This window comes from Paractinoplanes atraurantiacus (genome assembly GCF_900215205.1).
GTDB classification, from domain to species: Bacteria; Actinomycetota; Actinomycetes; order Mycobacteriales; family Micromonosporaceae; genus Actinoplanes; species Actinoplanes atraurantiacus.
The window spans coordinates 975218-999396 of sequence record NZ_OBDY01000001.1 but is presented as its reverse complement, the minus strand read 5'-3'; the positions used below and the strand labels follow the sequence as shown (position 1 = coordinate 999396).

26 protein-coding genes are annotated in these 24179 nt (G+C 70.5%); 9 read left to right on the top strand and 17 right to left on the bottom strand.

Annotated elements, in window-relative coordinates; all coding sequences use genetic code 11:
* Positions 1 to 34: 34 nt before the first annotated feature.
* Genes CRP55_RS04825 through CRP55_RS04805 form a run of 5 tightly spaced genes read left to right on the top strand, consistent with a single transcriptional unit; the run spans position 35 to position 6685 of the window.
* Positions 35 to 661, top strand: coding sequence for a DUF4126 domain-containing protein (locus CRP55_RS04825; RefSeq protein WP_097318183.1), 627 nt, complete (start codon positions 35 to 37; stop codon positions 659 to 661).
* A complete protein-coding gene (locus CRP55_RS04820) occupies positions 658 to 1977 on the top strand; it encodes a hypothetical protein (RefSeq protein WP_245922779.1) in 1320 nt (439 codons plus the stop codon). Before CRP55_RS04825 ends, CRP55_RS04820 begins: the two co-directional genes overlap by 4 nt.
* A gap of 58 nt (positions 1978 to 2035) precedes the next feature.
* Positions 2036 to 4636, top strand: coding sequence for an FtsK/SpoIIIE domain-containing protein (locus CRP55_RS04815; RefSeq protein WP_097318181.1), 2601 nt, complete (start codon positions 2036 to 2038; stop codon positions 4634 to 4636).
* The gene (locus tag CRP55_RS04810) at positions 4623 to 5360 is read left to right on the top strand and encodes a hypothetical protein (RefSeq protein ID WP_097318180.1); all 738 of its coding nucleotides are present in this window, start codon (positions 4623 to 4625) and stop codon (positions 5358 to 5360) included. The genes CRP55_RS04815 and CRP55_RS04810 overlap by 14 nt, the downstream gene beginning before the upstream one ends.
* Before the next feature lie 38 nt (positions 5361 to 5398).
* Positions 5399 to 6685 (top strand): hemolysin family protein, encoded by a 1287-nt coding sequence (locus tag CRP55_RS04805; RefSeq protein ID WP_097318179.1) that lies wholly within the window; start codon positions 5399 to 5401, stop codon positions 6683 to 6685.
* On the opposite strand, the gene CRP55_RS04800 is transcribed toward CRP55_RS04805, so the two are convergent.
* Both CRP55_RS04800 and CRP55_RS04795 read right to left on the bottom strand, forming a co-directional pair.
* Entirely contained in the window at positions 6633 to 6986 is a 354-nt protein-coding gene (locus CRP55_RS04800) for a hypothetical protein (protein WP_097318178.1), read from the bottom strand. The two genes, CRP55_RS04805 and CRP55_RS04800, sit on opposite strands and share 53 nt — an antisense overlap.
* Positions 6987 to 7035: 49 nt before the next feature.
* A complete protein-coding gene (locus CRP55_RS04795; protein WP_097318177.1) occupies positions 7036 to 7884 on the bottom strand; it encodes a 3-hydroxyacyl-CoA dehydrogenase family protein in 849 nt (282 codons plus the stop codon).
* 135 nt (positions 7885 to 8019) lie between these two features.
* Here CRP55_RS04795 and CRP55_RS04790 point away from each other — a divergent pair, with 135 nt between their 5' ends.
* Positions 8020 to 8376, top strand: coding sequence for a hypothetical protein (locus tag CRP55_RS04790; RefSeq protein ID WP_097318745.1), 357 nt, complete (start codon positions 8020 to 8022; stop codon positions 8374 to 8376).
* 3 nt (positions 8377 to 8379) lie between these two features.
* Here the strand turns inward: CRP55_RS04790 and murA are convergent, their stop codons facing one another.
* Entirely contained in the window at positions 8380 to 9666 is a 1287-nt protein-coding gene (gene murA, locus CRP55_RS04785; protein ID WP_097318176.1) for a UDP-N-acetylglucosamine 1-carboxyvinyltransferase, read from the bottom strand.
* A gap of 42 nt (positions 9667 to 9708) precedes the next feature.
* Between murA and CRP55_RS04780 the strand changes: the two genes are divergently transcribed.
* The 3 genes from CRP55_RS04780 to srmL all read left to right on the top strand — a co-directional run bounded on the left by CRP55_RS04780 (position 9709) and on the right by srmL (position 12001).
* Positions 9709 to 10287 carry a cob(I)yrinic acid a,c-diamide adenosyltransferase gene (locus CRP55_RS04780; RefSeq protein WP_097318175.1) on the top strand — a complete coding sequence of 193 codons (579 nt, stop codon included), beginning with the start codon at positions 9709 to 9711 and terminating at the stop codon, positions 10285 to 10287.
* Positions 10288 to 10290: 3 nt separating this feature from the next.
* Positions 10291 to 10677 (top strand): VOC family protein, encoded by a 387-nt coding sequence (locus CRP55_RS04775; RefSeq protein ID WP_097318174.1) that lies wholly within the window; start codon positions 10291 to 10293, stop codon positions 10675 to 10677.
* A gap of 148 nt (positions 10678 to 10825) precedes the next feature.
* On the top strand, positions 10826 to 12001 hold the full coding sequence (gene srmL, locus CRP55_RS04770; protein WP_097318173.1) for a PheS-related mystery ligase SrmL: 1176 nt from the start codon (positions 10826 to 10828) through the stop codon (positions 11999 to 12001).
* Positions 12002 to 12235: 234 nt separating this feature from the next.
* Here srmL and CRP55_RS04765 read toward each other — a convergent pair whose 3' ends face one another.
* The 14 genes from CRP55_RS04765 to glyA form a co-directional block, all read right to left on the bottom strand.
* Entirely contained in the window at positions 12236 to 13039 is an 804-nt protein-coding gene (locus CRP55_RS04765) for a PhzF family phenazine biosynthesis protein (protein ID WP_097318172.1), read from the bottom strand.
* A gap of 60 nt (positions 13040 to 13099) precedes the next feature.
* Positions 13100 to 13564 (bottom strand): DUF2550 domain-containing protein, encoded by a 465-nt coding sequence (locus CRP55_RS04760; protein ID WP_097318171.1) that lies wholly within the window; start codon positions 13562 to 13564, stop codon positions 13100 to 13102.
* 9 nt (positions 13565 to 13573) lie between these two features.
* On the bottom strand, positions 13574 to 13855 hold the full coding sequence (locus CRP55_RS04755; RefSeq protein WP_097318170.1) for a F0F1 ATP synthase subunit epsilon: 282 nt from the start codon (positions 13853 to 13855) through the stop codon (positions 13574 to 13576).
* A gap of 69 nt (positions 13856 to 13924) precedes the next feature.
* Positions 13925 to 14980, bottom strand: coding sequence for an LCP family protein (locus CRP55_RS04750; RefSeq protein ID WP_097318744.1), 1056 nt, complete (start codon positions 14978 to 14980; stop codon positions 13925 to 13927).
* Positions 14981 to 15216: 236 nt separating this feature from the next.
* Positions 15217 to 16659 (bottom strand): F0F1 ATP synthase subunit beta, encoded by a 1443-nt coding sequence (gene atpD / locus CRP55_RS04745; protein ID WP_097318169.1) that lies wholly within the window; start codon positions 16657 to 16659, stop codon positions 15217 to 15219.
* Positions 16659 to 17588, bottom strand: a complete 930-nt coding sequence (locus tag CRP55_RS04740) for a F0F1 ATP synthase subunit gamma (protein ID WP_097318168.1) — start codon at positions 17586 to 17588, stop codon at positions 16659 to 16661. Before CRP55_RS04740 ends, atpD begins: the two co-directional genes overlap by 1 nt.
* 2 nt (positions 17589 to 17590) lie before the next feature.
* A complete protein-coding gene (gene atpA / locus CRP55_RS04735) occupies positions 17591 to 19240 on the bottom strand; it encodes a F0F1 ATP synthase subunit alpha (RefSeq protein WP_097318167.1) in 1650 nt (549 codons plus the stop codon).
* A gap of 89 nt (positions 19241 to 19329) precedes the next feature.
* Positions 19330 to 20151: a F0F1 ATP synthase subunit delta gene (locus CRP55_RS04730; protein ID WP_097318166.1), complete on the bottom strand. Its 822-nt coding sequence runs from the start codon at positions 20149 to 20151 to the stop codon at positions 19330 to 19332.
* Complete coding sequence (locus tag CRP55_RS04725; RefSeq protein ID WP_097318165.1) at positions 20151 to 20711, bottom strand: F0F1 ATP synthase subunit B; 561 nt, start codon at positions 20709 to 20711, stop codon at positions 20151 to 20153. Before CRP55_RS04725 ends, CRP55_RS04730 begins: the two co-directional genes overlap by 1 nt.
* A gap of 29 nt (positions 20712 to 20740) precedes the next feature.
* A complete protein-coding gene (locus tag CRP55_RS04720) occupies positions 20741 to 20977 on the bottom strand; it encodes an ATP synthase F0 subunit C (RefSeq protein ID WP_097318164.1) in 237 nt (78 codons plus the stop codon).
* 88 nt (positions 20978 to 21065) lie between these two features.
* Positions 21066 to 21860 (bottom strand): F0F1 ATP synthase subunit A, encoded by a 795-nt coding sequence (atpB, locus tag CRP55_RS04715; protein WP_097318163.1) that lies wholly within the window; start codon positions 21858 to 21860, stop codon positions 21066 to 21068.
* 15 nt (positions 21861 to 21875) lie between these two features.
* Positions 21876 to 22109: an AtpZ/AtpI family protein gene (locus CRP55_RS51955; RefSeq protein WP_143234411.1), complete on the bottom strand. Its 234-nt coding sequence runs from the start codon at positions 22107 to 22109 to the stop codon at positions 21876 to 21878.
* A 209-nt stretch (positions 22110 to 22318) separates the two neighbouring features.
* Positions 22319 to 22819 (bottom strand): hypothetical protein, encoded by a 501-nt coding sequence (locus tag CRP55_RS04710; protein ID WP_245922778.1) that lies wholly within the window; start codon positions 22817 to 22819, stop codon positions 22319 to 22321.
* A complete protein-coding gene (gene glyA, locus CRP55_RS04705; RefSeq protein WP_097318162.1) occupies positions 22816 to 24105 on the bottom strand; it encodes a serine hydroxymethyltransferase in 1290 nt (429 codons plus the stop codon). Before glyA ends, CRP55_RS04710 begins: the two co-directional genes overlap by 4 nt.
* Positions 24106 to 24179 lie beyond the last annotated feature (74 nt).

The following is a 24179-nucleotide window of genomic DNA, read 5'->3' as shown; positions in this document are numbered from 1 at the left end:
GGCGGGAATGGCGCCCGAATGCCATCCTGGAGACGTGCTCGAAGCGCTCACCGGCACCGGCCTGGCCGCATCGGCCGGGCTGAATGCCTACATCCCCCTGGTGACCATGGGCCTGCTGGCCCGGTACACCGACCTCATCGATCTCCCCAACGGGTGGGGCTGGCTCGCCAACGGCTGGACCCTGCTCATCCTCGCCCTGCTCCTGGCCATCGAGGTCGTGGCCGACAAGGTCCCCGTGGTCGATCACGTCAACGACGTCGTGCAGACCGTGGTGCGCCCCACCGCCGGCGGTCTCGCCTTCGGCGCCGGCTCGGCCTCGGAGACGGTCACGGTCAGCGACCCGGGCTCGTTCTTCGGCTCGCATCAGTGGGTGCCGATCGCGGCCGGCGTCGTCATCGCGCTCGGCGTGCACGGCGTGAAGGCCGCCTCCCGGCCCGTCGTGAACACCACCACGGCCGGTTTCGGCGCTCCGGTGGCCAGCACGGCCGAAGACATCGGCAGCGTGCTGATGGCCGTTCTGGCCATCGTGTTGCCCATCTTGGTCCTGGTAGGACTGCTGTTGATCGTGATCGGCGGCTTCTGGGTCGTCCGCCGCCGACGTCAGAAGAGGGCGAAGCGCACACAACTGTCGGGTTCCGGCGCGCCACACTCTTTTGGTTGACTCTTCGAGTGCCCGCGATCGCCGTTCCCGCCTTCGCCCTCGCGTGGTGGGCCGCCTGCTATCTGCTCGGCCGCGATCCGGTGCGGGCGCCGACGGCCCGGGCGGCGGCCGCGCTCCTGGCGTACGCCGCCGGGGTCGTGGTGTGGACGGTCGAGCCGAACTCGATGGCGGCCCAGGTCCTGTTCTGCGCGCCGGCCCTGCTCTGGGCCGGAGCCGCGGTGGCCCTGCTGCCCCCGGCCTCGCCCGAGCGGCGGCAGATCGACATCGGCTGGATGGTGCTCTCGGTCGCGTTCCTGATCACGGTGGTGGCGCTGCCCGAGGCCGGTCGGCTCGTGGTGCTGGCCCCGCTGGCCGGCGGGGTGGTGCTGCTCTGGCGGTTTCGTGACCAGGTACGGCCGCCGATGCTGCCGGCCGCCCTGGCCGTGGCCGCCGTCCTGTACGGCGTGACGCTGACCGCGTTGCTGCTGCCGGTCAGCCTGGGCGTGCCGATCCTGGTGATCGCCGCGCTCGGGCTGGACCTGCTGATCCTCGCCTTCCTGGTCGCGGTCGACGACGCCCTGACGGCCGGCGAGCGGCTGCGTCCCGATCTGATCCGGTCGGTGCTGGGCGCCCTCGCGGGCATCGTGCTGCTGGGCGGTCCGGCGGCGCTGACGATGATCGCGGTGGACTCGGGCGCGGTCCGCGTCCTCCAGTTCGCCCTGGTGGCGGTCGTGATGACGCTGGCCGGCCTGTCCGGTGCGGTGCAGCGGGCGCTGAACGCGATCGCGTTCCGCGGCGACAGCCGGTTGCGGTCGGACCGGGCGGCCCTTTTGATGAGGGTCGAAGCGCTTCCGCGGCAGCGGACCCTGACCAAGGTGAGCGAGGACGACTTCCGGCGCTTCACCCGGCAGGCCCTCGACAATTACGGCGACCTGGGCCGGCTCATGCGCAGCCCGCTGACCGGCCTGGCCATTGTCGACCAGGGGCGGACCAGCCGCGAGGAAAAGGCACTGCGGCTGCGGGCGGTGCTGCACGAGGGCGTCGACCGGCTGCGGCCCGCCGGAGAGTTCGACACCACCGATTCGTGGCGGCTCTACAACGCGCTGCACTACTGCCTGGTGCTCGGCCTGAACCCGTACGCCCGAAGGCTGAACACGGACGGCCTGGACCGCGACGCCCGCCGGGCCCTCGACTGGATGCGCCGGAAGGTGCCGCGCCGCACGCTGCGCCGGTGGCAGGAGGAGGGCGCCGCGGTGATCGCGGGCCGGCTCCAGGCCCAGCTGAACGGGGGAAAGCCACGGTGGAGCGTGCGGGGCGCACCGACACGCAGCACATGATTGTCCGTTTCGCGCAGAAAGTCAGTAAAATCCCCCAGCGTGATTTCCAGGGGGTCGTGTGGGTAGCCACCGCAACGCGCTGGTCGCCGTCGTCCGGCAGGAGCTGGCCGAGGCGCGCGGGGCGGCCCGGGCCGTGCTGGCCGAGGCCGAGTCGGCGCGCGGCGAGGCGCAGAACCGGCGGCGGCTCGTCCGCGACGCGTACGCGACCTGCCTGAACCAGCTCGCCGAGGCCCGCGACGCCGCCCGCCGCGACATCCAGCGCCGCTTCCAGCACGAGTCGACCCGGCTCGCCGGCAACGTGCGCCGGCTGGCCGCGGTCAGCGCCACCGGAGCGGCCGGCCTGCCATGGCGGATGTGGGCGCCGACCGAGCCCGCGCCGGGCGCCCGGCCCGGCCTGCTGCGGATCGGCTCGCTCAACCTGGACGACACGGCCGCGCTGCCCGCCCTCGTGCCCTTCCTGGACGCGGCCCACCTGCACTTCGAGGGCACCCACCCGGTGGCCGACGGCGTGATCACCGGCCTGCTGCTGCGCGCGCTGGGCAGCAGCCGGCCCGGTGACATCGAGCTCACCGTCTACGACCCCGAGCATCTGGGCGGCACGCTGGCGCCGTTCGCCCCGCTCGGCATCTCGTTCGTCGCGCCCGGCTCCCTCGGCGCCACCCTGGACGATCTCGTCGAGCACATCTGCCGGGTCAACGAGACCGTGCTGGCCGGCGAGCACCAGTCACTGGCCGACCTGACCGCGGCCACCACCGGCCCGCGGCCCGAGCCGTGGCGGGTCGTGGTGCTGCTGGCCGACCCGGCCACGGCCGAGGAGCTGACCAACGCGCAGCGGGCCCAGCTCGACCGGATCGTGCGCACCGGCGTCGCCTGCGGCGTGCATCTGGTGGTGCGCGGTCTCGCGCTGGGCGACCATCCGACCGTACGGCGCCTGGTCGTCACCGATCAGACCGCGACCTGCGACATCACCGGCGACCTGGAGATCCGCCTCGATCCCCCGCCACCGGCCGACCGGGTCACCTCGTTCTGCCGGGCGACCGCCGAGCGCCTGCGCGCCGGCCCGCCGCCGGCCCGCTTCGCCGACCTGGAGCCGCGCGAGCTGTGGGCCGAGTCGTCGGCGCACGGCCTGGTCGCCCCGATCGGCGACGCCACCGACGGCTCGCTGGTCGAGGTGCCGCTCGGCGACGATCCGCCGCACGCCCTGGTCGGCGGCCCTTCGGGCTCGGGCAAGACCAATCTGCTGTACGCCTGGCTGGCCGCCCTGGCCACCCGCTACGGGCCCGAGGAGCTCGCGTTCTACCTGCTCGACTTCAAGGAGGGCGTGTCGTTCGCCCGCTTCGTGCCCGGCCCGCGCGACCCGGCCTGGCTGCCCCAGGTGCGCCTGGCCGGCATCAACGTCAACGGCGACCGCGAGTTCGGCCTGGCCATGCTGCGGCACCTGAGCGAGGAGCTGCGCACCCGGGCCCAGGCGGCCAAGCGGGTCGACGCCACCAAACTGGCCGAGCTGCGGGCCGAGGACCCGACCGGGCACTGGCCGCGCATCGTCGCCGTGATCGACGAGTTCCAGGTGCTGCTCTCCGGCCGGGACGCGGTGGCCGACGAGGCCGTCACGCTGCTCGAGGACCTGGCCCGGCGGGGCCGCTCGCAGGGCATCCATCTCATCCTGGCCAGCCAGGACGTCTCCGGCATCGAGGCGCTGTGGGGCCGCAGCGGCCTGATCGGACAGTTCACCCTGCGCATCGCCCTGCCCAAGGCGCGCCGCATCCTGGCCGACGACAACCTGGCGGCCGCGGTAATCCCCCGCTTCCACGCGGTGGTCAACACCCAGTCCGGCACGTCCGGGGCCAACCAGGTGGTGCGGCTGCCCGACGCCGGCGACCGGCTGGTCTGGCGCAGCCTCCAGCGCCGCCTGTGGCGTGACCGGCCGGAGGGCTGCGAGCAACCCCGGCTCTTCGACGGCGACGCCGTGCCCCGCCTGCCGGAGAGCTGCCGGCCGTCGGGGCCGGTGCCGGACGCGGCGGCCCCGGTCGGCTCGTCGCCGGGCGCGGTGCTGGGCGAGCGGATCGACGTGGCCGCCCGCCCGGCCCGGCTGCGCCTGGGCCGCATGCCGGGCCGCAACCTGGCCGTGCTCGGCACCCGCACCGAGGAGGCGTGCGACGTGCTCGCGGCGGCCGCGCTGTCGCTGGCCGCGCAGGGACCGGCGCACTTCAGCGTCGTCTGCCTCGACCCGGACGCGGCCCGCGCGGCGGCCCGGCTCATCGCGGAGCTGCCGTCGGCCGACTGGTGCGACGTGGTGCCGTCGGAGCCGTTCGGCACCATCCCGCACTACGTGCTCGGTTACGCGCTGGACGCCGGCGCCGACCCGGCCGCGCTGCGCCGCCTGCTGGTCGAGGGCCCCGAGCACCGCACCCACGTGCTCGGCTGGTGGCGTTCGCCGGGCCGGCTGCGCGACAGCCTGGGCGGCCCCGGCGCCCGCCTCGACCCGATCGGGGCCTGGGTGGCGCTCGACGTGCAGGGTCCCGATCTGGCGCCGCTCTATCCGCAGCCCGGCGGCCCGGCGTGGTATCCGCGAAACCGCCGCGCCTTGTTCTTCGACCGCTCGGTGCACCGCACCCCGGAAGTCATCGTCCCGTACGAGGTGAACAGTGACCACACGTGACCGTCAGCCCATCGGGCGCGACTACCAGCTCATGGTGAGCGCGCTGGCCGAGGCGACCGCCCGGCGCGACGCCGAGATGGGCAACGCCGAGCACGCCTATCAGGAGAGCGCGGCCCAGGCCGCGGGCGAGCTGTCCCGGGCCGAGGGCGACGCGATCTCGGCCGACCGCTGGGCCGGCGCCGCGGCCGCCCAGGTGCTCGACGTGGACCGGGAGGCGGCCCGGCTCTGGGATCAGCTGCGCCGGGCCCGCGGCCTGCGGGTGCGGGCCCTGGGCGAGATGCCGGAGCCGGTGCCGGTCGACGCCGTGCCCCGGGCCGCGCTGCCCCGCAGTCCGGAGTCGCCGCAGGTCAAGGCTCCGCGGGCCCTGCTGGCCCGGGCCGCCGAGCGCATCGACCACACGATCCATCCGGCCGGTCGCCGCTCGCTCCCGCGCTGGGCGCTTCCGCTGCTGCCGATCCTGGGCGCGCTGGTCGCGGCGCTGGCGGGTCTCGTCGGGTCCGGCCTGGTGACTTTCGGCAGTACGCAGGTGTGGGGTGGCCCGGTCCTGAGGGCGCTCGGCTGGCTGGCCTTCCTCATCGCCCCGTCGGCCGGCGTGCCGGTGGCGGCGCTCGTGGCCCACAAGCGGCTCCAGGCCCGCCTCGACATCGGCGGCATCGGCCTGACCCTGCTCGGCGGCATGATCGCCGCGACTCTGATGTCCCTGGCCTTCGCCGCGAAGCACTGAGACGCTTGACGGCGACCGGGAAAGGGTAAAGCGGGCCCGTGGGCGGATATGGGTGGCAAATCGTTCTGGTCGTCGTGCTGGTGCTGGTCAACGCCGCCTTCTCCGGCAGCGAGATGGCGCTGATCTCGCTGCGCGACAGCCAGCTCCAGCGCCTCGAGCGGCAGTCGCGGGGCGGGCGGACGCTGGCCCGGCTGGCCCGCGACCCGAACCGGTTCCTGGCCACCATTCAGATCGGCATCACGCTGGCCGGCTTCCTGGCCTCGGCCGCCGCCGCCACCTCGCTGGCCCAGCCGCTCACCGGTCCGCTGAACTTCCTCGGCAGCGCGGCCGAGCCGGTCGCGATCGTGCTCGTCACCATCGTGCTGACCTTCTTCACGCTGGTCATCGGCGAGCTGGCGCCCAAGCGGATCGCGATGCAACGGGCCGAGGGGTGGGCGTTGCTGGCCGCCCGGCCGCTCGACCTGCTGTCCACGCTCTCGCGCCCGGTGAACTGGCTGCTCGGCAAGTCGACCGACGTCGTCGTGCGGATGACCGGGGTCGACCCGAACGCGACCCGCGAGGAGGTCAGCACCGAGGAGATCCGCGACATGGTCACCCAGCAGCAGGAGTTCACCCCGGAGCAGCGCACGATCATCAGCGGCGCCTTCGAGATCGCCGAGCGGATCCTGCGCGAGGTGCTGGTGCCGCGGCGTGACGTGCTGATCCTGCCGGCCGACCTGCCGTCGAACGAGGCGCTGACCCGGCTCGTGGCCAGCGGGCACTCGCGGGCGCCGGTGACCGGGCCGATGGGCCTGGACGACGTGCTCGGCGTGGTCCACCTGCGCGACCTGATCGACGCCCAGGGCCCGGTGCGCGACCACCTGTACACCGCGCTCTTCCTGCCCGAGTCGCTGAAGGTCTCCGACGCCATGCGCCAGCTGCGGATGCAGCACCAGCAGTTCGCGTTCGTGGTCGACGAACGCGGCGCCATCGACGGCATCGTCACCATGGAGGATCTGGTCGAGGAGGTCGTCGGCGAGATCTACGACGAGACCGACCGCGACGTGCAGTCGGTCGTGCGCGAGCCGGACGGGGCCATGCTGCTGCCGGGCACCTTCCCGATGCACGACCTGCCCGACATCGGCGTCGACGTCGAGCGCCGGGACGAGGGCGACTACACGACGGTGGCCGGCCTGGTGCTGGCCGAGCTCGGGCACATTCCGACCCAGCCCGGCGAGGTGGTGGAGGTCGACGGGCACACGGCCGAGGTCGTCGAGGTCACCGGGCGGGCGATCACGCAGGTTCGGGTGCGCCCGGCGCCGAGACAAGACCTGGAATTCGATTAGGACCTTCGGCGTACGCCACGGAGAGCACCGCGTGGGCGACGAGCACCGCGTGCTCCTTGGCGTCGTAGGGGCCGACGCGCAGCTCGACCGCGTGAGTGCCGAACAGCGCCCGTACGGTCCAGCTGTTGGGGTGACGATCGTCCTCACGGCTGTGGTTGACGATCACCTGGGTGGCCGCCCGGACGTTGATCGCCGACCACTTCTCGTCGGAGGTCCCCCAGGCCCGGAACCAGCCCGGAGCGACGGCCAGGGCGCCCTTGCCGGCCTCGGCCAGCGCCCACTCCATCTGCTCAGGGGTCATAGGCAGATCGTAGGGGCCGCTCACGGCGAGCGGCCCCGAACCGGCCGGATCAGTACGTGTAGAAGCCCTTGCCACTCTTACGGCCCAGGTCGCCGGCCTGGACCATGCGCTGGAGCAGCTCCGGCGGGAAGAATTTCTCGTCGGCCGTGTCGCGGTAGATGTTGCTCGCCGCGTTGAGCATGACGTCGAGGCCGGTCAGGTCGACCGTGGCCAGCGGGCCCATCGAGTGGCCGAAGCCCAGCTTCATCACCGTGTCGAGGTCGGCCGCGCTCACCACGCCGGTCTCGACCAGCTTGATCGCCTCGACCAGGATGGCCGAGAAGAGCCGGTTGGAGACGAAGCCGGCCACGTCGCGCTTGACCTCGACGCAGGTCTTGCCGACCTCCTCGGCGTACGCGCGGGCCGTGGCCAGCGTGTCGTCGGAGGTCTGGTAGCCGCGGACCAGCTCGACCAGCTTCATCATCGGCACCGGCGAGAAGAAGTGGATGCCGACGACCGACTCGGGCCGCTCGGTGACCGTGGCGATCTGGGTGATCGGGATGGCCGAGGTGTTGGTGCCGAGCACCGCGCCCGACTTGCAGATCTTGTCGAGCGAGCGGAAGACCTCGTGCTTGGCCTCGACCTTCTCGTAGATCGCCTCGACCACGACGTCGGCGTCGGCCACCGCGTCGAGGTCGGTGGTGGTCGTGATGCGGCTGATGGCCGCCTCGGCCTCCTCGTCGGAGATCTTGCCCTTGGCCGTGAACCGGCCCAGCGAATCCCGGATCGCCGTCATGCCCCGGTGCAGCGAGGCGTCGTCGACGTCCCGCATGGTGACCTGCCAGCCCGCCTGCGCCGAGACCTGCGCGATGCCGGAACCCATCAGTCCGGAGCCGATGACCGCGAGTCGACCCGCCATGTGCCTCTCCTGTCGATAAGAGTGTCGTCGGCCTCACCCTAGCCTTGTTACTGAACGGAAACTCAGGTGGAGCACCCGTCTTCCTATCGGGTCAAATCCGCTTAAAAGCCGGCGTAGCGGTGCGAGACTATGCCCATGGCCACAGGCAACGGCTGGTACCTCCTCGGGCCACTCATCGCCGTCGGTCTGGTCGGCTTCCTGGGCGCGGTCTTCTGGCGCATGGGGCTTCAATGGACGCTCGCCCGCGAGCCCTCGAACGACCCATGCCCCGACGGACTCGCCATCTTCGGCGAACCGGACGACTACGGCCTGCTCTGCCCGGCCGCCGTCACGATCGACGCCGCGATCGCCGACGAGATCAGGCGACTGCTCGGCGACGCCGGCATCCGCGCCACCCAGGCGGTCGCCCGCGACGGGCGTACGGCCGTGCTCGTCTTCCCCGAGCACGTCGAAGAGGCCCGCCGCCTGGTCGGCGACTCGCCGGCCCTTTAGCTCTCAGAAATCGAACGTCGGCTCGGGCACGTCGGCCCGCTCCACCTCGGCCCCCAGCGCGGCCAGGTCGGCCACGAAGTCGGGGTAGCCACGGTCGATGTGGTGCACCTCACCCACCTCGGTCACGCCGTCGGCGCAGAGACCGGCGATGACCAGGCCGGCGCCGGCCCGGATGTCGGTCGCGCGCACCGGCGCCCCGGACAGGCGCGGCCGGCCGTTCACCACGGCGTGGTGCCCGTCGGTGCGGATGTCGGCGCCCAGCCGGACCATCTCGTTCACGAACATGAAGCGGCCGTCGAAGATGTTCTCGGTGATCAGCGAGGAGCCCTCGGCCACCGAGGCCAGGCCGATCGCCATCGGCAGCAGGTCGGTCGCGAAGCCCGGGTAGGGCAGGGTGACGATGTCGACCGCCTTGGGGCGCTCGTCCATCCGTACACGGAAGAAATTGTCTCCCGGCTCGACCGTCGCGCCCGCCGTGACCAACTTGTCGAGCGCGATGTCGAGGAACTCGGGCCGAACGCCCCGCACGGTCACGTCGCCGCGGGTCATGGCGGCGGCGAACGCCCAGGTGCCACCCACGATCCGGTCACCGACGGTGGTGTGGCGCACCGGGCGCAGCTCGTCGACGCCCTCGATGATCAACGTGGACGAGCCGGCACCCTCGATGTGGGCGCCCATGTCGGTCAGCATCTCGCAGATGTCGACGATCTCCGGCTCGCGCGCCGCGTTGTCGATCTCGGTGGTGCCCTTGGCCAGGACGGCCGCCATCAGCAGGTTCTCGGTGGCGCCGACGCTCGGGAAATCGAGCCAGATCTTGCTGCCACGCAGGCCGTGCGGCGCCGAGGCGATCACGAAGCCGTGCTCACCGGAGATCTCGGCACCCATCCGGGCCAGCCCCGACACGTGCATGTCGAGCCCCCGCGAGCCGATCATGTCGCCGCCCGGCAGAGCCACCCGCACGTAACCGCGGCGGGCCAGCAGCGGCCCCAGCACGCAGATCGACGCCCGCAGCCGGCGCACCAGGTCGTAGTCGGCCTCGCTGCCCGGCTCGGCCGGCACGTCGATGGTGGCCTCGCCGCCGTCCAACGTGACCTGGCAGCCCAATCGGCGCAGCACCTCGGCCATGATGGCGATGTCGGTGATACGCGGAACGTTCTCGACCACGCTGCGGCCCTGCGCGAGCAGAGCGACCGCCATCAGCTTGAGAGCCGAGTTCTTCGCGCCACCCACGCCGACCTCACCGGTCAGCGCGGTACCGCCCTTCACCCTGATCACATCCACGCGGGCCATGGTATGAGTCGGCGGCGAACGGCCGCTCCGTAGGGTGGGGGCATGGCCGTACACCTCACCCGCATCTACACCCGCACAGGCGACGGCGGGAAGACCCGCCTGGGCAACAACGAGGTCGCCGACAAGACCGATCCGCGCATCGCGGCATACGCCGACGCCGACGAGTGCAACGCGGCGCTGGGCGTCGCCCTGGCCCTCGGCGACCTGCCCGACGACGTTCGCTCGGTGGTCCAGGCCGTACAGAACGATCTCTTCGACGTCGGCGCCGACCTCTGCAACCCCGCCTCCGAGGACCCGCCCTACCCGCCGCTGCGGATCACCGAGCAATACGTGACGCGGCTCGAGGGCTGGTGCGACGAATACCTGGAGCGGCTGCCGGCGCTGGACAGCTTCATCCTCCCGGGCGGCACCCCGGGCGCGGCCCTGCTGCACGTGGCCCGCACGGTGGCCCGGCGGGCCGAGAGGTCGGCGTGGGCCCTTCTTCAAGCAGACCCTTCGCGTACGAGTGAGCTACCGGCCAAATACCTCAATCGCCTCTCCGATCTCCTGTTCATCCTGTCCCGCGTGGCCAACCCCGGCGGCGATGTGAAATGGGTGCCGGGCGGCGGGACGGCGGAGTAGCCCGTGCTGCATCACGTGGAGCTGTGGGTGCCCGACCTGGCCGGCGCGCTGCGCCCCTGGGGCTGGCTCCTGGGTTCATTGGGATGGGAGCAGTACCAGGACTGGCCGGGCGGCCGCTCATGGCGGCACGGGGACGTGTACCTGGTGCTGGAGCAGTCGCCGGCGATGTCCGGCGCGGTGCACGATCGGCTGGCGCCCGGCCTCAACCACCTGGCCTTCACGGTCGGCGGCGAGGAAGAGGTCGACCGGCTGACCGCTTCGGCGCCGTCACACGGGTGGACGCTGCTCTTCCCGGACAAGCACCCGCGAGCGGGCGGGCCGTCGTCGTACGCGGCCTACCTGGAGGACGCGTGGGGCTACGAGGTCGAGCTCCAGTCGGGGCCGCCATAAATCGCTTCCCCGGTCTGCCAACATAGGTTTATGACCACACGCGTTTTCACCCGGCCCCCGGCGGCCGGCTGATCTGCGCGTTCCTGGCCGTCCCTCGCGGCGGCCAGTTCTTTTTCGGCTTCCCGCCCTCTTCGAAGCGGAGAAGCCCATGTCTCTCACTGCCACCCTGGCCGTCCGTGACCTGACCGACCCGGCCGAAGGCCCGCACGCGATCCAGGAGATCGTGACAGCGGTGCTCAACGCCGTCACCACCCGCTGGCCGTCAGCGGACCTGCTGGTCCACCGCGGCGACCGCATAGTCGACGTGGCCGACAACTACGACCGCCTCGGCTACAGCCCGTCGGCGGCCGCGCGGGACGCCCGATACACCCGCTATGTCAGCGACGGGCGGATGCTGCGCTCTCAGACATCAGCCCTGATTCCCGGCGCCCTGCGCCTGCTGGGGGCGACGCCCGGCCCCACCCTGATCGCCTGCCCCGGCATCGTCTACCGCCGAGACTGCATAGACCGCCTGCACACCGGCACCCCACACCAGCTGGACCTGTGGTGGGTCACCCCGACCCCCGCCCCCTCAGGAGGCGCCCAGCCCTCGAGCGACCAGACCCGGGGCGGCCGGACTCGGGACAGCCAGAGCCAGGACGGGAAGGCGGTCGAGTTGCTTGAGCTCGTCGAGACCGCGCTCGCGGCCGCCCTACCCGGAGTTCTTTGGCGGACAAATCCGGCAAGCCACCCTTACACCACCGGCGGGCTGGAGATCGAGGCCTGGACCGGCGCCGGCTGGGTGGAGATCGGCGAGTGCGGGGTGGCCGCACTCCACGTCATCGGGCCGGACCGAGCTGGGCTGGCACTGGGGCTCGGGCTGGATCGGCTTCTCATGGTGCGCAAAGGTGTCGACGACATCCGGCTGTTGCGCTCGGCCGACCCCCGGGTGGCGACTCAGATGCTGGACCTGACGCCGTACCGGCCGGTCTCGGCCCAGCCCACCGCCCGCCGGGACGTCTCGGTCGCCCTGCCCGCGGGTGTGACCGCCGAGGAGATCGGCGACCGGGTGCGTGACCTCCTAGGCCCCGACGCCGTCCTGGTCGAGGAGGTGAGCATCCTCTCGGCGACCGCACCGGACGACCTCCCGCCCGCCTCCCGCGAGCGCCTGTCCCTGCGCCCCGGCGAGGTCAACGTCCTGGTCCGCGTCATCCTCCGCGACCTTCACGCCACCCTCCCCCGGCGCCGGGCCAACGCCCTGCGCGACCGCATCTACGAGGGCCTCCACAACCCAGCCCACCGCGAGCCACCCACCCGACCCCGCCCAGCGCACAGGGCGGCATAGGGAGGGAAGGTGGGGCCGCGCCCGGCTGGATGGAAAGGCGACGGCGCGCCGGGCCGGGAGCGAAAGCGAGGGTGCGCCCAACCGGGCGGGGATGGCGAGGGTGCGCCCGGCCGGGAGGGAAGGCGAGGACGCAAGGAGGGAAGGCGGTCGGGTGGGAATGACTCGCCCGGATGGAAGAAGCGGCCCCTGCGCGCCCGGACCGGCGAGGCGGGTCGAGTGCGCCGGGGCGGGCGCTCAGGCGTGCAGGGTGCCGTCGATGACCGTTACGGCCTTGCCGGTCAGCAGGGTGCGGTCTTCTCGGAGGGCGACCCGCACGTAGCCGCCCCGGGCGGAGGCCTGGTAGCCCGTCAGGTCGGTGCGGCCGCCCAAGCGGGCCGACCAGAACGGGGCCAGGGCCGTGTGGGCGCTTCCGGTCACCGGGTCCTCCGCCACGCCCGCGGCCGCGCCGAAGAAGCGGGACACGAAGTCGTAGCCGCCGTCCGGGTCGTCGGCCCTGGCCGTCACCACCACGCCCCGGTTCTCGACCTTTGCCAGGGCCGTCAGGTCGGGGGTCAGCGTGCGCACCGCCGCCTCGTCCAGCAGTTCGATCAGCAGGTCGTCGGTGTTCGGGCCGGTGTGGTGGACCGACAGTGGCGTCACCCCGAGCGCGTCGAGCACCTGGGGATCGGCCTGGACGGGGCTGAGCGGCGCCGTCGGGAAGTCCAGCGTGATCCAGCCCTTCTCGTCCGTCTCGGCGGTCAGGATGCCGCTGCGGGTGGCGAACCGCACCAGCCCCGCCTGGTGCAGGGCGTGTGCCGTGGCCAGGGTGGCGTGCCCGCAGAGGGCCACCTCGACGGCCGGGGTGAACCAGCGCAGCGCGTAGTCGGCCTCACCGGAGGTCAAGGGGTGCAGGAAGGCCGTCTCGGACAGGTTCACCTCGGCCGCGACGGCCTGCATCCACGAGGCTTCGGGGAACGACGGGCCGTCCAGCACGACCACCCCGGCCGGGTTGCCGGCGAACGGCTGCTCGGTGAAGGCGTCGATGATTCGAATCCGCATGACACGACGCTAAAGGCCTCGGGTGTACGAGGCGAGAGCCACCTGGGAAGGCGCGGCGCCTTACTGCTCGATCGTGCGAGGGCGGATGACCGGGCGGGCGATGCTGCCGGGCGGGCCGGGCGGGGCCGCCTCGAGCCAGGAGAGGAAGCCGGTCACCGTGGACTCGGCCATCGCGATCTCGAGCTCATCCGTGGCCGTGGCCAGTTTGAGGACGACCCAGTGGCCGGGGATGGTGAGGCGCTCGGGGCCCTCGGGGCGGCGGCGCTCCTCGATCGTGAGGGCGCCGCGGTCGAGCACCCGCTTGGGGCGGAAGGCGAAGCTGAACATGCGGTGGATGCGCAGCTCGCCGCCGACGAACTGGCCGATCGCGGTGGACCAGCCGCGGCCCGGCACCAGGGTGCTGATGTGGATCTGGAGGCGAATGGTTCCGCCGCCGACCATGAGCAGCCGGCGGCGGAAGAAGATCGCGAAGAGACAGACGAGCGCAGCGATGAGGCAGATTCCGGCGACTTCCAGAATCTCCATCGCCGGTCGTCAGTGAGTCTCGGGGGTGGCGGGGGTCGCGCTCTCGGCGAGAACGGTGACGCCGTCGGCGTCGATCGAGAGGAAACCGCCGGAGACGTCGTACGTGATCTGCTCGCCGCCGGCGAGCTTGACCCGCACCTGCGAGGGCTCTTTCAGCAGGCCCAGCAGCGGGGAGTGACCCGGCAGCACGCCGATCTCACCCTCGGTGGTCCGCGCGACGAGCATCTCGGCCTCACCGGACCAGACGCTTTGCTCGACGGCTACGACCTTGACGGGCAGCTGGTTGGCCACGCTGTCCTCCTGTGTATGAATCCGATTGGGTGAAGTCTAGACGGCGCTCTTTTCACGGAGCGCAGCAGGTCAGACGTTGCTGTTGATGTACTCAGGGTGGCGGAAGATGAAGTTCTGCACCTGGTCGTCGCGGACGGCCTTGAAGAAGTCGTCCGCGCTGTCCTCCAGCGCCTCGCCCCGGTAGTCGCCGTTCACGATGACCGAATCGCCCGGCAGCTTGATCAGGGTCATGTCGTCGGAGCGCAGGTTTTTCAGCGCGAAGGCCCAGTCGACCACGTTGTGCCCGTTGCCGTCGAAGATCAGCGCCTTGCCGGCCGCCTTGAGCACCGCGTCGAGCTTGGTCGGGCTGGTCACCACGTTCTTGCTGAGCGCCTGCTTGGCCATGGCCTTGATGAACTGCTGCTGGTGGCGCTGGCGGTCGTAGTCGCCGCGGGGCAGGCCGTAGCGCTGCCGCACGTAGTCGAGGGCCTGCCAGCCCTCGAGGTGGCGGGTGCCGACCTTGTACTCGGCCTGGGGGCCGTAGTACGGGTGGGCGCAGCTGTTGTCGGCGCAGCGCGAGTACCGCGGCCGGGCCTTGCCGTTGGGCTGGAGGTGCTCGGACTTCACGTTCTGGTCGATCGTCATGGTGACGCCGCCCATGGCGTCGACGATCGCCTTGAAGCCGTTGAAGTTGAGGATCACGCCGGCGTCGAACTCGTCGATGCCGGTCAGCTGGCCGACCGTCTTGGCCAGGAGGTCGAAGCCCTGGACCACGTCGTGCTTGCCGTTGCCGACCGCACTGCCGTACCCCATAGCGGCGTTGATCTTCGATCGTCCGCCCTTGAAGCCGGTCTTGGGGAAGGCCGGGATGTCGACGATGAGGTCGCGCGGGACCGAGAAGAGATAAGCCTGGTCCATGCCCTTGGGGATGTGGGCCACGATGATCGAGTCGGAGAGCGGGGTCTGCGTCTCCTTACGCGGGTCGACGCCGACCAGCAGGATGTTCAGCGGGCCCTTGATGTCGGAGACCTGCTTCTTGGTGGCGCCGACGGCCGGCTCGCCGAAGAGGTCCTGGGTCTCGACGGCGCCGGCGTACCGGGCCACGAGCACCTGCTGGGTGACGATGGCGCCGCCGCTGACCACCATGAGGACGCAGCCGAAGATCGCGCTGAGCCGCGCCCACAAGGGCGCACGCCTTTTCCTCGCCACAGGTCTCCCCCAACAGTTGTCGATATCGGCCGCCTGACGAACGACAAGAGTACCCAGAAAGAGCTACGGGATCTGAGACCCACATAAGGCGTAAATCAGACAAATCCCACCCAGGATACGGCGAAGCCGCGCCCACCATATGGTCGGCGCGGCTCCGCTGTCGCTGAGTCGGCTCAGCCCTTCATCAGCTCGTGCGCGTTCTTCTCGAGGTCCTCGAGGCCACCGCACATGAAGAAGGCCTGCTCGGGGTAGTTGTCGTACTCACCCTCGCTGATCTTCTTGAACGCCTCGATGGTCTCCTTGAGCGGGACCGTCGAGCCGGGAACGCCGGTGAACTGCTCGGCGGCGTACGTGTTCTGCGAGAGGAAACGCTCGATGCGGCGAGCCCGCTGCACCGTGACCTTGTCCTCCTCGGAGAGCTCGTCCATGCCAAGGATGGCGATGATGTCCTGCAGGTCCTTGTACTTCTGCAGGATGCGCTGCACCTCGCGGGCGACCGCGTAGTGCTCGGCGCCGACGAACTCGGGCGCCAGGATCCGCGAGCTGGAGGCCAGCGGGTCCACGGCCGGGTAGATGCCCTTGTCGGAGATCGACCGCTCGAGGTTCGTGGTTGCGTCCAGGTGGGCGAACGTGGTGGCCGGCGCCGGGTCGGTGTAGTCGTCGGCGGGCACGTAGATCGCCTGCAGCGAGGTGATCGCCTTGCCACGGACCGACGTGATCCGCTCCTGGAGCTCGCCCATCTCGTCGGCCAGCGTGGGCTGGTAACCCACGGCGGACGGCATACGGCCGAGCAGCGTCGACACCTCGGAACCGGCCTGGGTGAACCGGAAGATGTTGTCGATGAAGAGCAGCACCTCCTGGTTCTGGACGTCCCGGAAGTACTCCGCCATGGTCAGCGCGCTCAGCGCCACCCGCAGACGGGTGCCCGGCGGCTCGTCCATCTGGCCGAAGACGAGAGCGGTCTTGTCGAGAACGCCACCCTCCTCCATCTCCAGGATGAGGTCGTTGCCCTCGCGGGTGCGCTCACCCACGCCGGCGAACACCGACGTACCACCGAAGTTACGGGCAACGCGGATGATCATCTCCTGGATGAGCACCGTCTTGCCCACGCCGGCGCCGCCGAACAGGCCGATCTTGCCACCGCGCACGTACGGCGCGAGCAGGTCGAGCACCTTGATGCCGGTCTCCAGCATCTCGGTCTTGGGCTCGAGGTCGGCGAACGCCGGGGGCTTGCGGTGGATCGCCCAGCGCTCCTGGATGTCCAGGGTCGCCGGGTCGGCGTTGAGCACGTCGCCGAGGGCGTTGAACACGTGGCCCTTGGTCACGTCACCGACGGGCACCGAGATCGGCGCGCCGGTGTCGGAGACCTCGGCGCCGCGGATCAGGCCGTCGGTCGGCTGCATCGAGATGGCGCGGACGATGTTGTCACCCAGGTGCTGGGCGACCTCGAGCGTCAGCGTCTTGGTGCCCTCGGAGAGGGTCACCTGCACGTGCAGCGCGTTGAAGATGTCGGGCATGGCGTCACGGGGGAACTCGGCGTCGACGACCGGGCCGATGACCCGGACGACGCGGCCGACACCGGTCTCCGCCTTGGTGGGCTCAGCTACAGCAGTCATCACATATCACTTCCTGCCGAGGACAGCGCCTCGACGCCGCCGACGATCTCACTGATTTCCTGGGTGATCGCGGCCTGCCGCGCGGAATTCATCTCGCGCGTGTACCGCTTGAGCAGGTCGTCCGCATTGTCCGACGCGCTCTTCATCGCCCGACGGCGCGACGCCGACTCGCTCGCCGCCGAGGACAGCAACGCCGCGTAGATCCGCGTGTTGAGGTACTTCGGCAGGAGCGCGTCGAGCAGCTCGTCGGCGTCCGGCTCGAACTCGTAGGCCGGGCGCAGCCCGGGCTCGACCTCGCGCTCCTCGACCTGCATGGGCGCCAGGAAGTGCGCCTCGGCGCTCTGCGTCATCAGCGACTTGAACTGCGTGCTGACGATGTGCAGCTCGTCGACGCCCTGGATGCCGTCCGGGCCGTAGGTGGCGTCGGTGTCGTCCGCGCCGGCCACGAAGGCCTCCAGCAGGGCGTCACCGATCGCCTTGGCGTCGGAGAACGAGGGCCGCTCGGAGAAGCCGGTCCAGCTCGTCTCGATCGGCCGGTTGCGGAACCGGTAGTAGCCGACGCCCTTGCGGCCGACGACGTACAGCACCGCTTCCTTGCCGTCCGCCTTGAGCCGGGAGATCAGCTGCTCGGCGGTGCGGATGGCGTTGGCGTTGTAGGCGCCGGCCAGGCCGCGGTCGCTGGTGATGAGCAGGACACCCGCCCGCCGGACCCGCTCGCGCGGGACCAGCAGGGGGTTGTCGATCGTCGCGTTGGACGCCAGGGCGGTCAGGACCTGGGTGATCGCCTCCGCGTACGGCTTGGAGGCGGCAACCCGCTCCTGGGCCTTGGCGATGCGGCTGGTGGCCACCAGCTCCTGCGCCTTCGCGATCTTCTTGGTCGACCGGACGGTGCGGATGCGCCGCCGGAGGGCCTGTACCTGACCGGCCATGACTACTGGCCTTCGGCCGGACGGGGAACCTCGCGGGTCACCGTCTCGCGCGTCTGGCGGCCCTCTTCCAGCGGCTCGGCCGGGTTCTCGTTGACCGAGGAACCGGTCTCGCCGCGCTTGAAGAGCTCCTTGAACTCGGTCACGCCGCTCTTCAGGTTCTCCACGTCGTCGTCCGACAGCAGGCCGGTCGAGTCGATGGCGGTGTAGGTGTCGCTGCGGTGCCGCTTGATCCAGCCGAGGAAGTCCTGCTCGAAGCGGCGCACGTCGCTGACGTCGATGTCGTCGAGCTGGCCGGTGGTGCCGGCCCAGATCACGATGACCTCGTCGACCACCGAGTACGGCGAGTACTGCGGCTGCTTGAGCAGCTCGACCAGGCGGACGCCCTTCTCGAGCTGGGCCCGCGACGCGCGGTCCAGGTCGGAGGCGAAGGCCGAGAAGGCCTCCAGCTCACGGAACTGGGCCAGGTCGAGGCGGAGACGGCCGGAGACCGAGCGCATCGCCTTGACCTGCGCCGAGCCACCCACCCGGGACACCGAGGTGCCGACGTTGATCGCCGGGCGGACACCCGAGGCGAACAGGTCGGTCTCCAGGAAGATCTGGCCGTCGGTGATCGAGATGACGTTGGTCGGGATGTAGGCCGAGATGTCGTTGGCCTTGGTCTCGATGATCGGCAGACCGGTCATCGAGCCGCCACCCAGCTCGTTCGAGAGCTTGGCGCAGCGCTCGAGCAGGCGGGAGTGCAGGTAGAAGACGTCGCCCGGGTACGCCTCGCGGCCCGGCGGGCGGCGCAGCAGCAGCGACACGGCGCGGTAGGCCTCGGCCTGCTTGGTCAGGTCGTCGAAGACGATCAGGACGTGCTTGCCGTTGTACATCCAGTGCTGGCCGATGGCCGAGCCGGTGTACGGGGCGATGTACTTGAAGCCGGCCGGGTCGGAGGCCGGGGCCGCGACGATCGTCGTGTACTCCAGCGCGCCCTGCTCCTCGAGGGTGCCCCGGATCGACGCGATGGTGGTGGCCTTCTGGCCGATCGCGACGTAGATGCAGCGGACCTGCTTGTCCGGGTCGCCGGACTCCCAGTTCGCGCGCTGGTTGATGATCGTGTCGATCGCGACCGTGGTCTTGCCGGTCTTGCGGTCGCCGATGATCAGCTGGCGCTGGCCGCGGCCGATCGGCGTCATGGCGTCGATCGCCTTGATGCCGGTCTGCAGCGGCTGCTTCACGGGCTGGCGGGCCATGACGTTCGGCGCCTGGAGCTCGAGCTCGCGCTCGCCCTCACTGGCGATCTCGCCGCGGTCGTCGATCGGACGGCCCAGCGGGTCGACCACGCGACCGAGGAAGGCGTCGCCGACCGGGACCGAGAGGACGCGGCCGGTCCGCTTGACCTGCTGCCCCTCCTCGATGCCGGCGAAGTCACCCAGGACCACGACGCCGATCTCGCGGACGTCGAGGTTCTGCGCGACACCCAGCGTGCCGTCCGCGAACTCGATCAGTTCGTTCGCCATCGTCGAGGGCAGGCCCTCGACGTGAGCGATGCCGTCGCCCGCATCGGAGACGATGCCGACCTCCTCGCGGGAGACCTCGGGCGTGTAGGACGAGACGTAGCGCTCTAGCGCCCCCCGGATCTCGTCCGAGGAGATGGTCAGCTCGGCCATCCTCTGCCTTCTCTGTCTAGCTCGGGACGTCGCCGCCACCGAGGGGCCTGCTCAGCCCCGCGCTCTCAAGCGCGGGGGCCGAGGGAAAATTACTTGGAGAACGCCTGCTTGGCGGCGTTGAGCCGACGCAGGATCGTGCCGTCGTAGAGGTCGGAGCCGACCTTGACGCTGACGCCGCCGATGATCGAAGGATCGACGTCGACCTTCAGCGAGACCTGCCGGCCGTAGATGTCGGACAACTTGGCAGCCAGCGCCTGCTCGTCGGCGTCGGTGAGCGGCTTGGCGACCGTCACGTACGCGACCTCGCGATCGCGCTTGGCGGCGGTCAGCTCGACCAGCCGGGTCAGCGATCCCTCGAAGCTACGGCCCCCGAAGCCCTCGAGAGCCACCTCGATGAGCCTTACCGTGGCCGGCTGGGCCTTGCCCTTCAGCAAGTCCTCCACCAGCTTAACCCGCCGCTCGGTGGGAGCGCCGGGGTCACTGAGCGTGATGGCGAGCTCGGGGTTGCCGGAGACGATCTGCCCGAAGCGGAACAGCTCGTCCTCGACCTCGGCCAGGTTGCCGGCCTTCTGAGCGGACGACAGCACGGCGTCGGCGCCGAGGCGCTCCGTGACGTCGAGCAGCTCGGCCGGCCGGGAGAACCGGCCCGACACCAGCGCGGCCAGGACGTCGACGGTGACCTGCGAGACCTTGCCGGACAGCAGCGAGCGCAGCAGCTCGCCGCGGTCCGCGCCGGAGCGCGAGGGGTCGGTCAGCGCCCGGCGCAGGGCCGGCTGGGCCCGCAGGACGCCGGCCACCGACAGGATCTCGTCGGCGACGGTGGCGAGCTGCGCGGCCGTGGCCGTGGCGGTGCCGGCGGTGAGCCGGTCGTTCGCCTCGGCGAGCGCCTGCTGGCTGACGGTCGACGCCATCAGCGCCGCCCGCCCGCCGAGCCGGCGCCGAGCTCGTCGATGAACCGCTCGACCGTGCCGCGGCTGCGCGCCTCGTCGGCCAGAGCCTCGCCGACGATCTTGCCGGCCAGGTCGACGGCGAGCGTGCCCACCTCGGAGCGCAGCTCACGCACGATGCTCTCGCGCTGAGCGGCCAGCTGCTCGTTGCCGGCCGCGATGATGCGGTCCGACTCCTCGCGAGCCTTGGCCAGCACGTCCTGACGGATGCCCTCGGCGTCCGCCCGGGCCTCGTCGCGGATGCGCGCGGCCTCGGTGCGGGCCTCGGCCAGCTGCGCCTTGTACTGCTCGAGCAGCTGGTTGGCCTCGGCCTGCGCGGTCTCGGCCCGCTTGATGCCGCCCTCGATGGCGTCCACCCGCGCCGCGAAGGTCTTCTCCATCATCGGGAAGACGAACTTCATCAGCACGAAGCAGAGGATGCCGAAGGCGATGATGCCGAGGACGACCTCTTCCCAGAGCGGGATGATCGGGTTGTGCTCGGTCTCAGCCGCCTCAGCCGCTAGCTGGTAATACGTGGTGATCATTCAGACCTCCGCAGCGCGGGAAGGGGGGCTTAGAACTCGCCGGCCCAGATGAAGCCGAAGGCGATGCCCAGGAGGGCGAGCGCCTCGATAACCGCGAAGCCGATCCAGACGTAGGGCAGGGTCAGGCGCGACGACTCGGGCTGACGGGCGGTGGACTGGATGTACGCGGAGAAGACCAGACCGACACCGATGCCGGGGCCGATGGCGGCAAGGCCGTAACCGATGGCGGCGGTGCTACCACCGACGGCGGCAAGAACGTCAACCATTGCAATTTCCTCCTGGTATCTCGCGTGAATGTCACGCGGGACGACAACGGGGTGTTACTGGTGGTGCAAGGACGTGCTTGAAAGGAACTCAGTGCTCGTCGGCGAGCGCGCCTTGGACGTAGCTCGCGGTCAGCACGGTGAAGACGTAGGCCTGGAGGCAGATGACCAGGAACTCCAGGAAGGTCAGGGCGATGGTCATCGCCCACGACACGACCGAGAACGGCGCGAACCACACGTTGGCGTTCAGCATCGCGAAGCCGCCCAGCGTGAACACCAGCAGCAGCATGTGGCCGGCGAACATGTTGGCGAAGAGACGGACGGCGAGCGAGAACGGCCGGACGATGAAGGTCGAGAAGAACTCGATCGGGATCAGCAGCGGCAGGATGAACCACGGCGCGGGCGGGATCAGAGCGTGCTTGAAGTACTTGAGGCCGCCGTGGTGCTTCATGCCGATGTAGATGAACATCACGTAGCTGATCACCGCGAGCACGGCCGGGAAGGCGATGTGCGAGTTCGGCGAGATCTGCGCGAAGGGCACGATGGCCCAGAAGTTCATGATCAGGATGAAGACGAACAGCGTCGTCAGGTACGGCGCGAAGTTGATGCCCCGCTTGCCGAGCATGTCGACCGCGATGTTGTTCCGCACGAAGCCGTAGATGCTCTCGGCGATCCACTGCTTCTTGGTCGGAACCAGCTTGGGCTTCCGGTACGTGACCAGGAAGAAGATGATGATCAGCGCAACCGAGATCCACAGGAGCGCAGTGATCTTGGTAAACCAGTAGCTGTCGTGCCCGCCCCACGGCACGATGCTGGGCAGGTAGAAATCCTCGACGCTCGGCGGGAACGGAACGTCCGCCGCGAGGACTGTCGACTGACCGGTCACCGTAGCCCTTTCCTGTCAGGCGCCGAGACGGCGCACGATGAGGTAGACACCGCCGCCGATACCAACGACCGCGCCGATGCCGGCGAAAATGCCCTTGGTCCCGACCCAGTGGTCGACCAGCAAACCGATCCCTCCCCAAACCAACATCCCCGCGATGAGGTAGGCGACGGCAGTCATTCCCATGCCCGTATCGGGCGGAGGCGGACCGTCGTCGTCCTGGGGATTCCTGGGAGGTTCTTGACCGGTCATGACGGCCCGAACGATATCAGCAGGAAAGACAAGGCTAAGCGCGGCCCCCCGCACAACCGCAGTTGTCCAGGCGTCAGGGGTCGCGCAACTGGAAGGACACGGTACTCCCCCTTCGCCATAACCTGACACGCCACGGCCGTTCACGTCACCGTTTCGAGGTCAACAAACCACGAAAGGGACGCTGACGAGCGCAAACGGCCGTTAGATGATCACTTTGAGCGACTGACGCGGTGAATCCACCACGCCTGCACGGCCGTCCACACGACCACGCCCGCGACGATCCCCCAGCCGAGCGCGTCCTTGCCCTGCCAGTCGCTCGTGACCCCGTAGGCCAGGACCACACCGAGAACCGAGTACTTCAGCACGTAGGTCAGCAGCGCGAGCGGCATCAGCAGCGCCGGCCGCACCGTGTCGGCCCAGGCGATCACCAATGTCGACATCGTATAGCTGATCGTCACTATCAGCACGCCAATTGCGGCGCCCAGGCCGGCCGGGGCGCCGTCGACCAGGAAGCCGGCCGAGGCCGCGAACAGCAGCAACGCGAAGGCGACGGTCGTCAGGAACGGCAGGTGAGCCACCCGCCAGCGCGGGTCGGCGGGCAGCGGCGGCAGGTCCGGCAGCGGGAGGTCGTCCTCGTCGCCGGTCTCCTTCAGAGTCGGGTCGAGCGCGGGGTCGTACGGCTCGACCTCGATTTCCTTGGAGCGCTTCACGCCATCACCTCCTGCCGAGCGTAGGCGGGGAAGCGGGCCACGAGATCGGCCACCTCGGCCGCGGCGCCGGCCAGCCGCGCCGCGCCCGCGCCCGTCTCCGGATCGCTGCGCACCGCGACGCCGATCAGCCCGGCGATCTGCCGCATCTCACCCTCCCGCATGCCCTGGGTCGTCACGCTCGGCGATCCGACCCGGATGCCCGACGCGATCGCCGGACGCTGCGGATCGTACGGGATGGCGTTCTTGTTCAGGCTGATGCGGGCCTGGTCGCAGCGGGCCTCGGCGTCCCGGCCGGTCACGCCGAGGCCGGTGAGGTCGGCCAGCGCGAGGTGGGTGTCGGTGCCGCCGGAGACCGGGCGCATCCCCTCGGCGGCCAGCCCGGCGGCCAGCGCCTGCGCGTTCTTGACGACCTGGCGGGCGTACCCCTGGAAGTCCGGAAGCGCGGCCAGCCGCAGCGCCACCGCCTTGGCCGCGATGGCGTGCATCATCGGGCTGCCCTGGCTGAACGGGAAGACGGCCCGGTCGATCCGCTCGGCCAGCTCGTCGCGGCACAGGATCAGGCCGCCGCGCGGCCCGCGGAGGACCTTGTGGGTGGTGCAGGTGACGACGTCGGCGTACGGGACGGGCGACGGCACCGCCCGGCCGGCCACCAGGCCGATGAAGTGCGCGGCGTCGACCAGCAGGTAGGCGCCGACCTCGTCGGCGATCTCGCGGAAGGTCGCGAAGTCGATGGCCCGGGTGTACGAGGTGGCCCCGCAGATGATCAGCTTCGGATGATGGGCCCGCGCGAGGTCGCGTACCTCGTCGTAATCGATCTCCTCGGTGTTCGGCGTGACCCGGTAGCCGACCGGGTGGAACCACTTGCCGGAGAAGTTGACCCGGCTGCCGTGCGTCAGGTGGCCGCCGTGCGGCAGCTCCATCGCGAGCACGGTGTCGCCGGGCTCGGCCAGCGCGGCGTAGGCGGCCAGGTTGGCCGAGGTGCCCGAGTGGGGCTGCACGTTGGCGTGGTCGGCGCCGAACAGATCGCACGCGCGCGAGACGGCCAGCTCCTCAGCGCGATCGGCCTCGGCACACCCACCGTAGTAGCGGCGGCCCGGGTAGCCCTCGGCGTATTTGTTGGCCAGCGTGGAGCCGAGCGCGGTCAGCACCTCGGGCGACGTGAAGTTCTCGCTGGCGATCAGCTGAAGCCCGCCGCGCTGGCGTTCCAGCTCGCCGATCAGGACCCCGGCGATCTCCGGATCGGCCCGCTCGAGCGCGGCGAAGTCCGGCCCCCAGAACTTGTCCACGCGCCCTCCCCAGGTAGGCAACGCTGCCGAAATCGAGCATATGGCTTATCGGGCCCCTTCGGCGGGCACAGTCT

What these genes read in the sequence shown, in the direction of transcription:
- CRP55_RS04800 (WP_097318178.1), bottom strand. Translation starts at nt 6,986, where the DNA reads ATGACCCCTGAGCAGATGGAGTGGGCGCTGGCCGAGGCCGGCAAGGGC.
- CRP55_RS04795 (WP_097318177.1), bottom strand. Translation starts at nt 7,884, where the DNA reads ATGGCGGGTCGACTCGCGGTCATCGGCTCCGGACTGATGGGTTCCGGC.
- CRP55_RS04790 (WP_097318745.1), top strand. Translation starts at nt 8,020, where the DNA reads ATGGCCACAGGCAACGGCTGGTACCTCCTCGGGCCACTCATCGCCGTC.
- murA (WP_097318176.1), bottom strand. Translation starts at nt 9,666, where the DNA reads ATGGCCCGCGTGGATGTGATCAGGGTGAAGGGCGGTACCGCGCTGACC.
- CRP55_RS04780 (WP_097318175.1), top strand. Translation starts at nt 9,709, where the DNA reads ATGGCCGTACACCTCACCCGCATCTACACCCGCACAGGCGACGGCGGG.
- srmL (WP_097318173.1), top strand. Translation starts at nt 10,826, where the DNA reads ATGTCTCTCACTGCCACCCTGGCCGTCCGTGACCTGACCGACCCGGCC.
- CRP55_RS04765 (WP_097318172.1), bottom strand. Translation starts at nt 13,039, where the DNA reads ATGCGGATTCGAATCATCGACGCCTTCACCGAGCAGCCGTTCGCCGGC.
- CRP55_RS04760 (WP_097318171.1), bottom strand. Translation starts at nt 13,564, where the DNA reads ATGGAGATTCTGGAAGTCGCCGGAATCTGCCTCATCGCTGCGCTCGTC.
- CRP55_RS04750 (WP_097318744.1), bottom strand. Translation starts at nt 14,980, where the DNA reads ATGGTGGTCAGCGGCGGCGCCATCGTCACCCAGCAGGTGCTCGTGGCC.
- atpD (WP_097318169.1), bottom strand. Translation starts at nt 16,659, where the DNA reads ATGACTGCTGTAGCTGAGCCCACCAAGGCGGAGACCGGTGTCGGCCGC.
- CRP55_RS04740 (WP_097318168.1), bottom strand. Translation starts at nt 17,588, where the DNA reads ATGGCCGGTCAGGTACAGGCCCTCCGGCGGCGCATCCGCACCGTCCGG.
- atpA (WP_097318167.1), bottom strand. Translation starts at nt 19,240, where the DNA reads ATGGCCGAGCTGACCATCTCCTCGGACGAGATCCGGGGGGCGCTAGAG.
- CRP55_RS04730 (WP_097318166.1), bottom strand. Translation starts at nt 20,151, where the DNA reads ATGGCGTCGACCGTCAGCCAGCAGGCGCTCGCCGAGGCGAACGACCGG.
- CRP55_RS04725 (WP_097318165.1), bottom strand. Translation starts at nt 20,711, where the DNA reads ATGATCACCACGTATTACCAGCTAGCGGCTGAGGCGGCTGAGACCGAG.
- CRP55_RS04720 (WP_097318164.1), bottom strand. Translation starts at nt 20,977, where the DNA reads ATGGTTGACGTTCTTGCCGCCGTCGGTGGTAGCACCGCCGCCATCGGT.
- CRP55_RS51955 (WP_143234411.1), bottom strand. Translation starts at nt 22,109, where the DNA reads ATGACCGGTCAAGAACCTCCCAGGAATCCCCAGGACGACGACGGTCCG.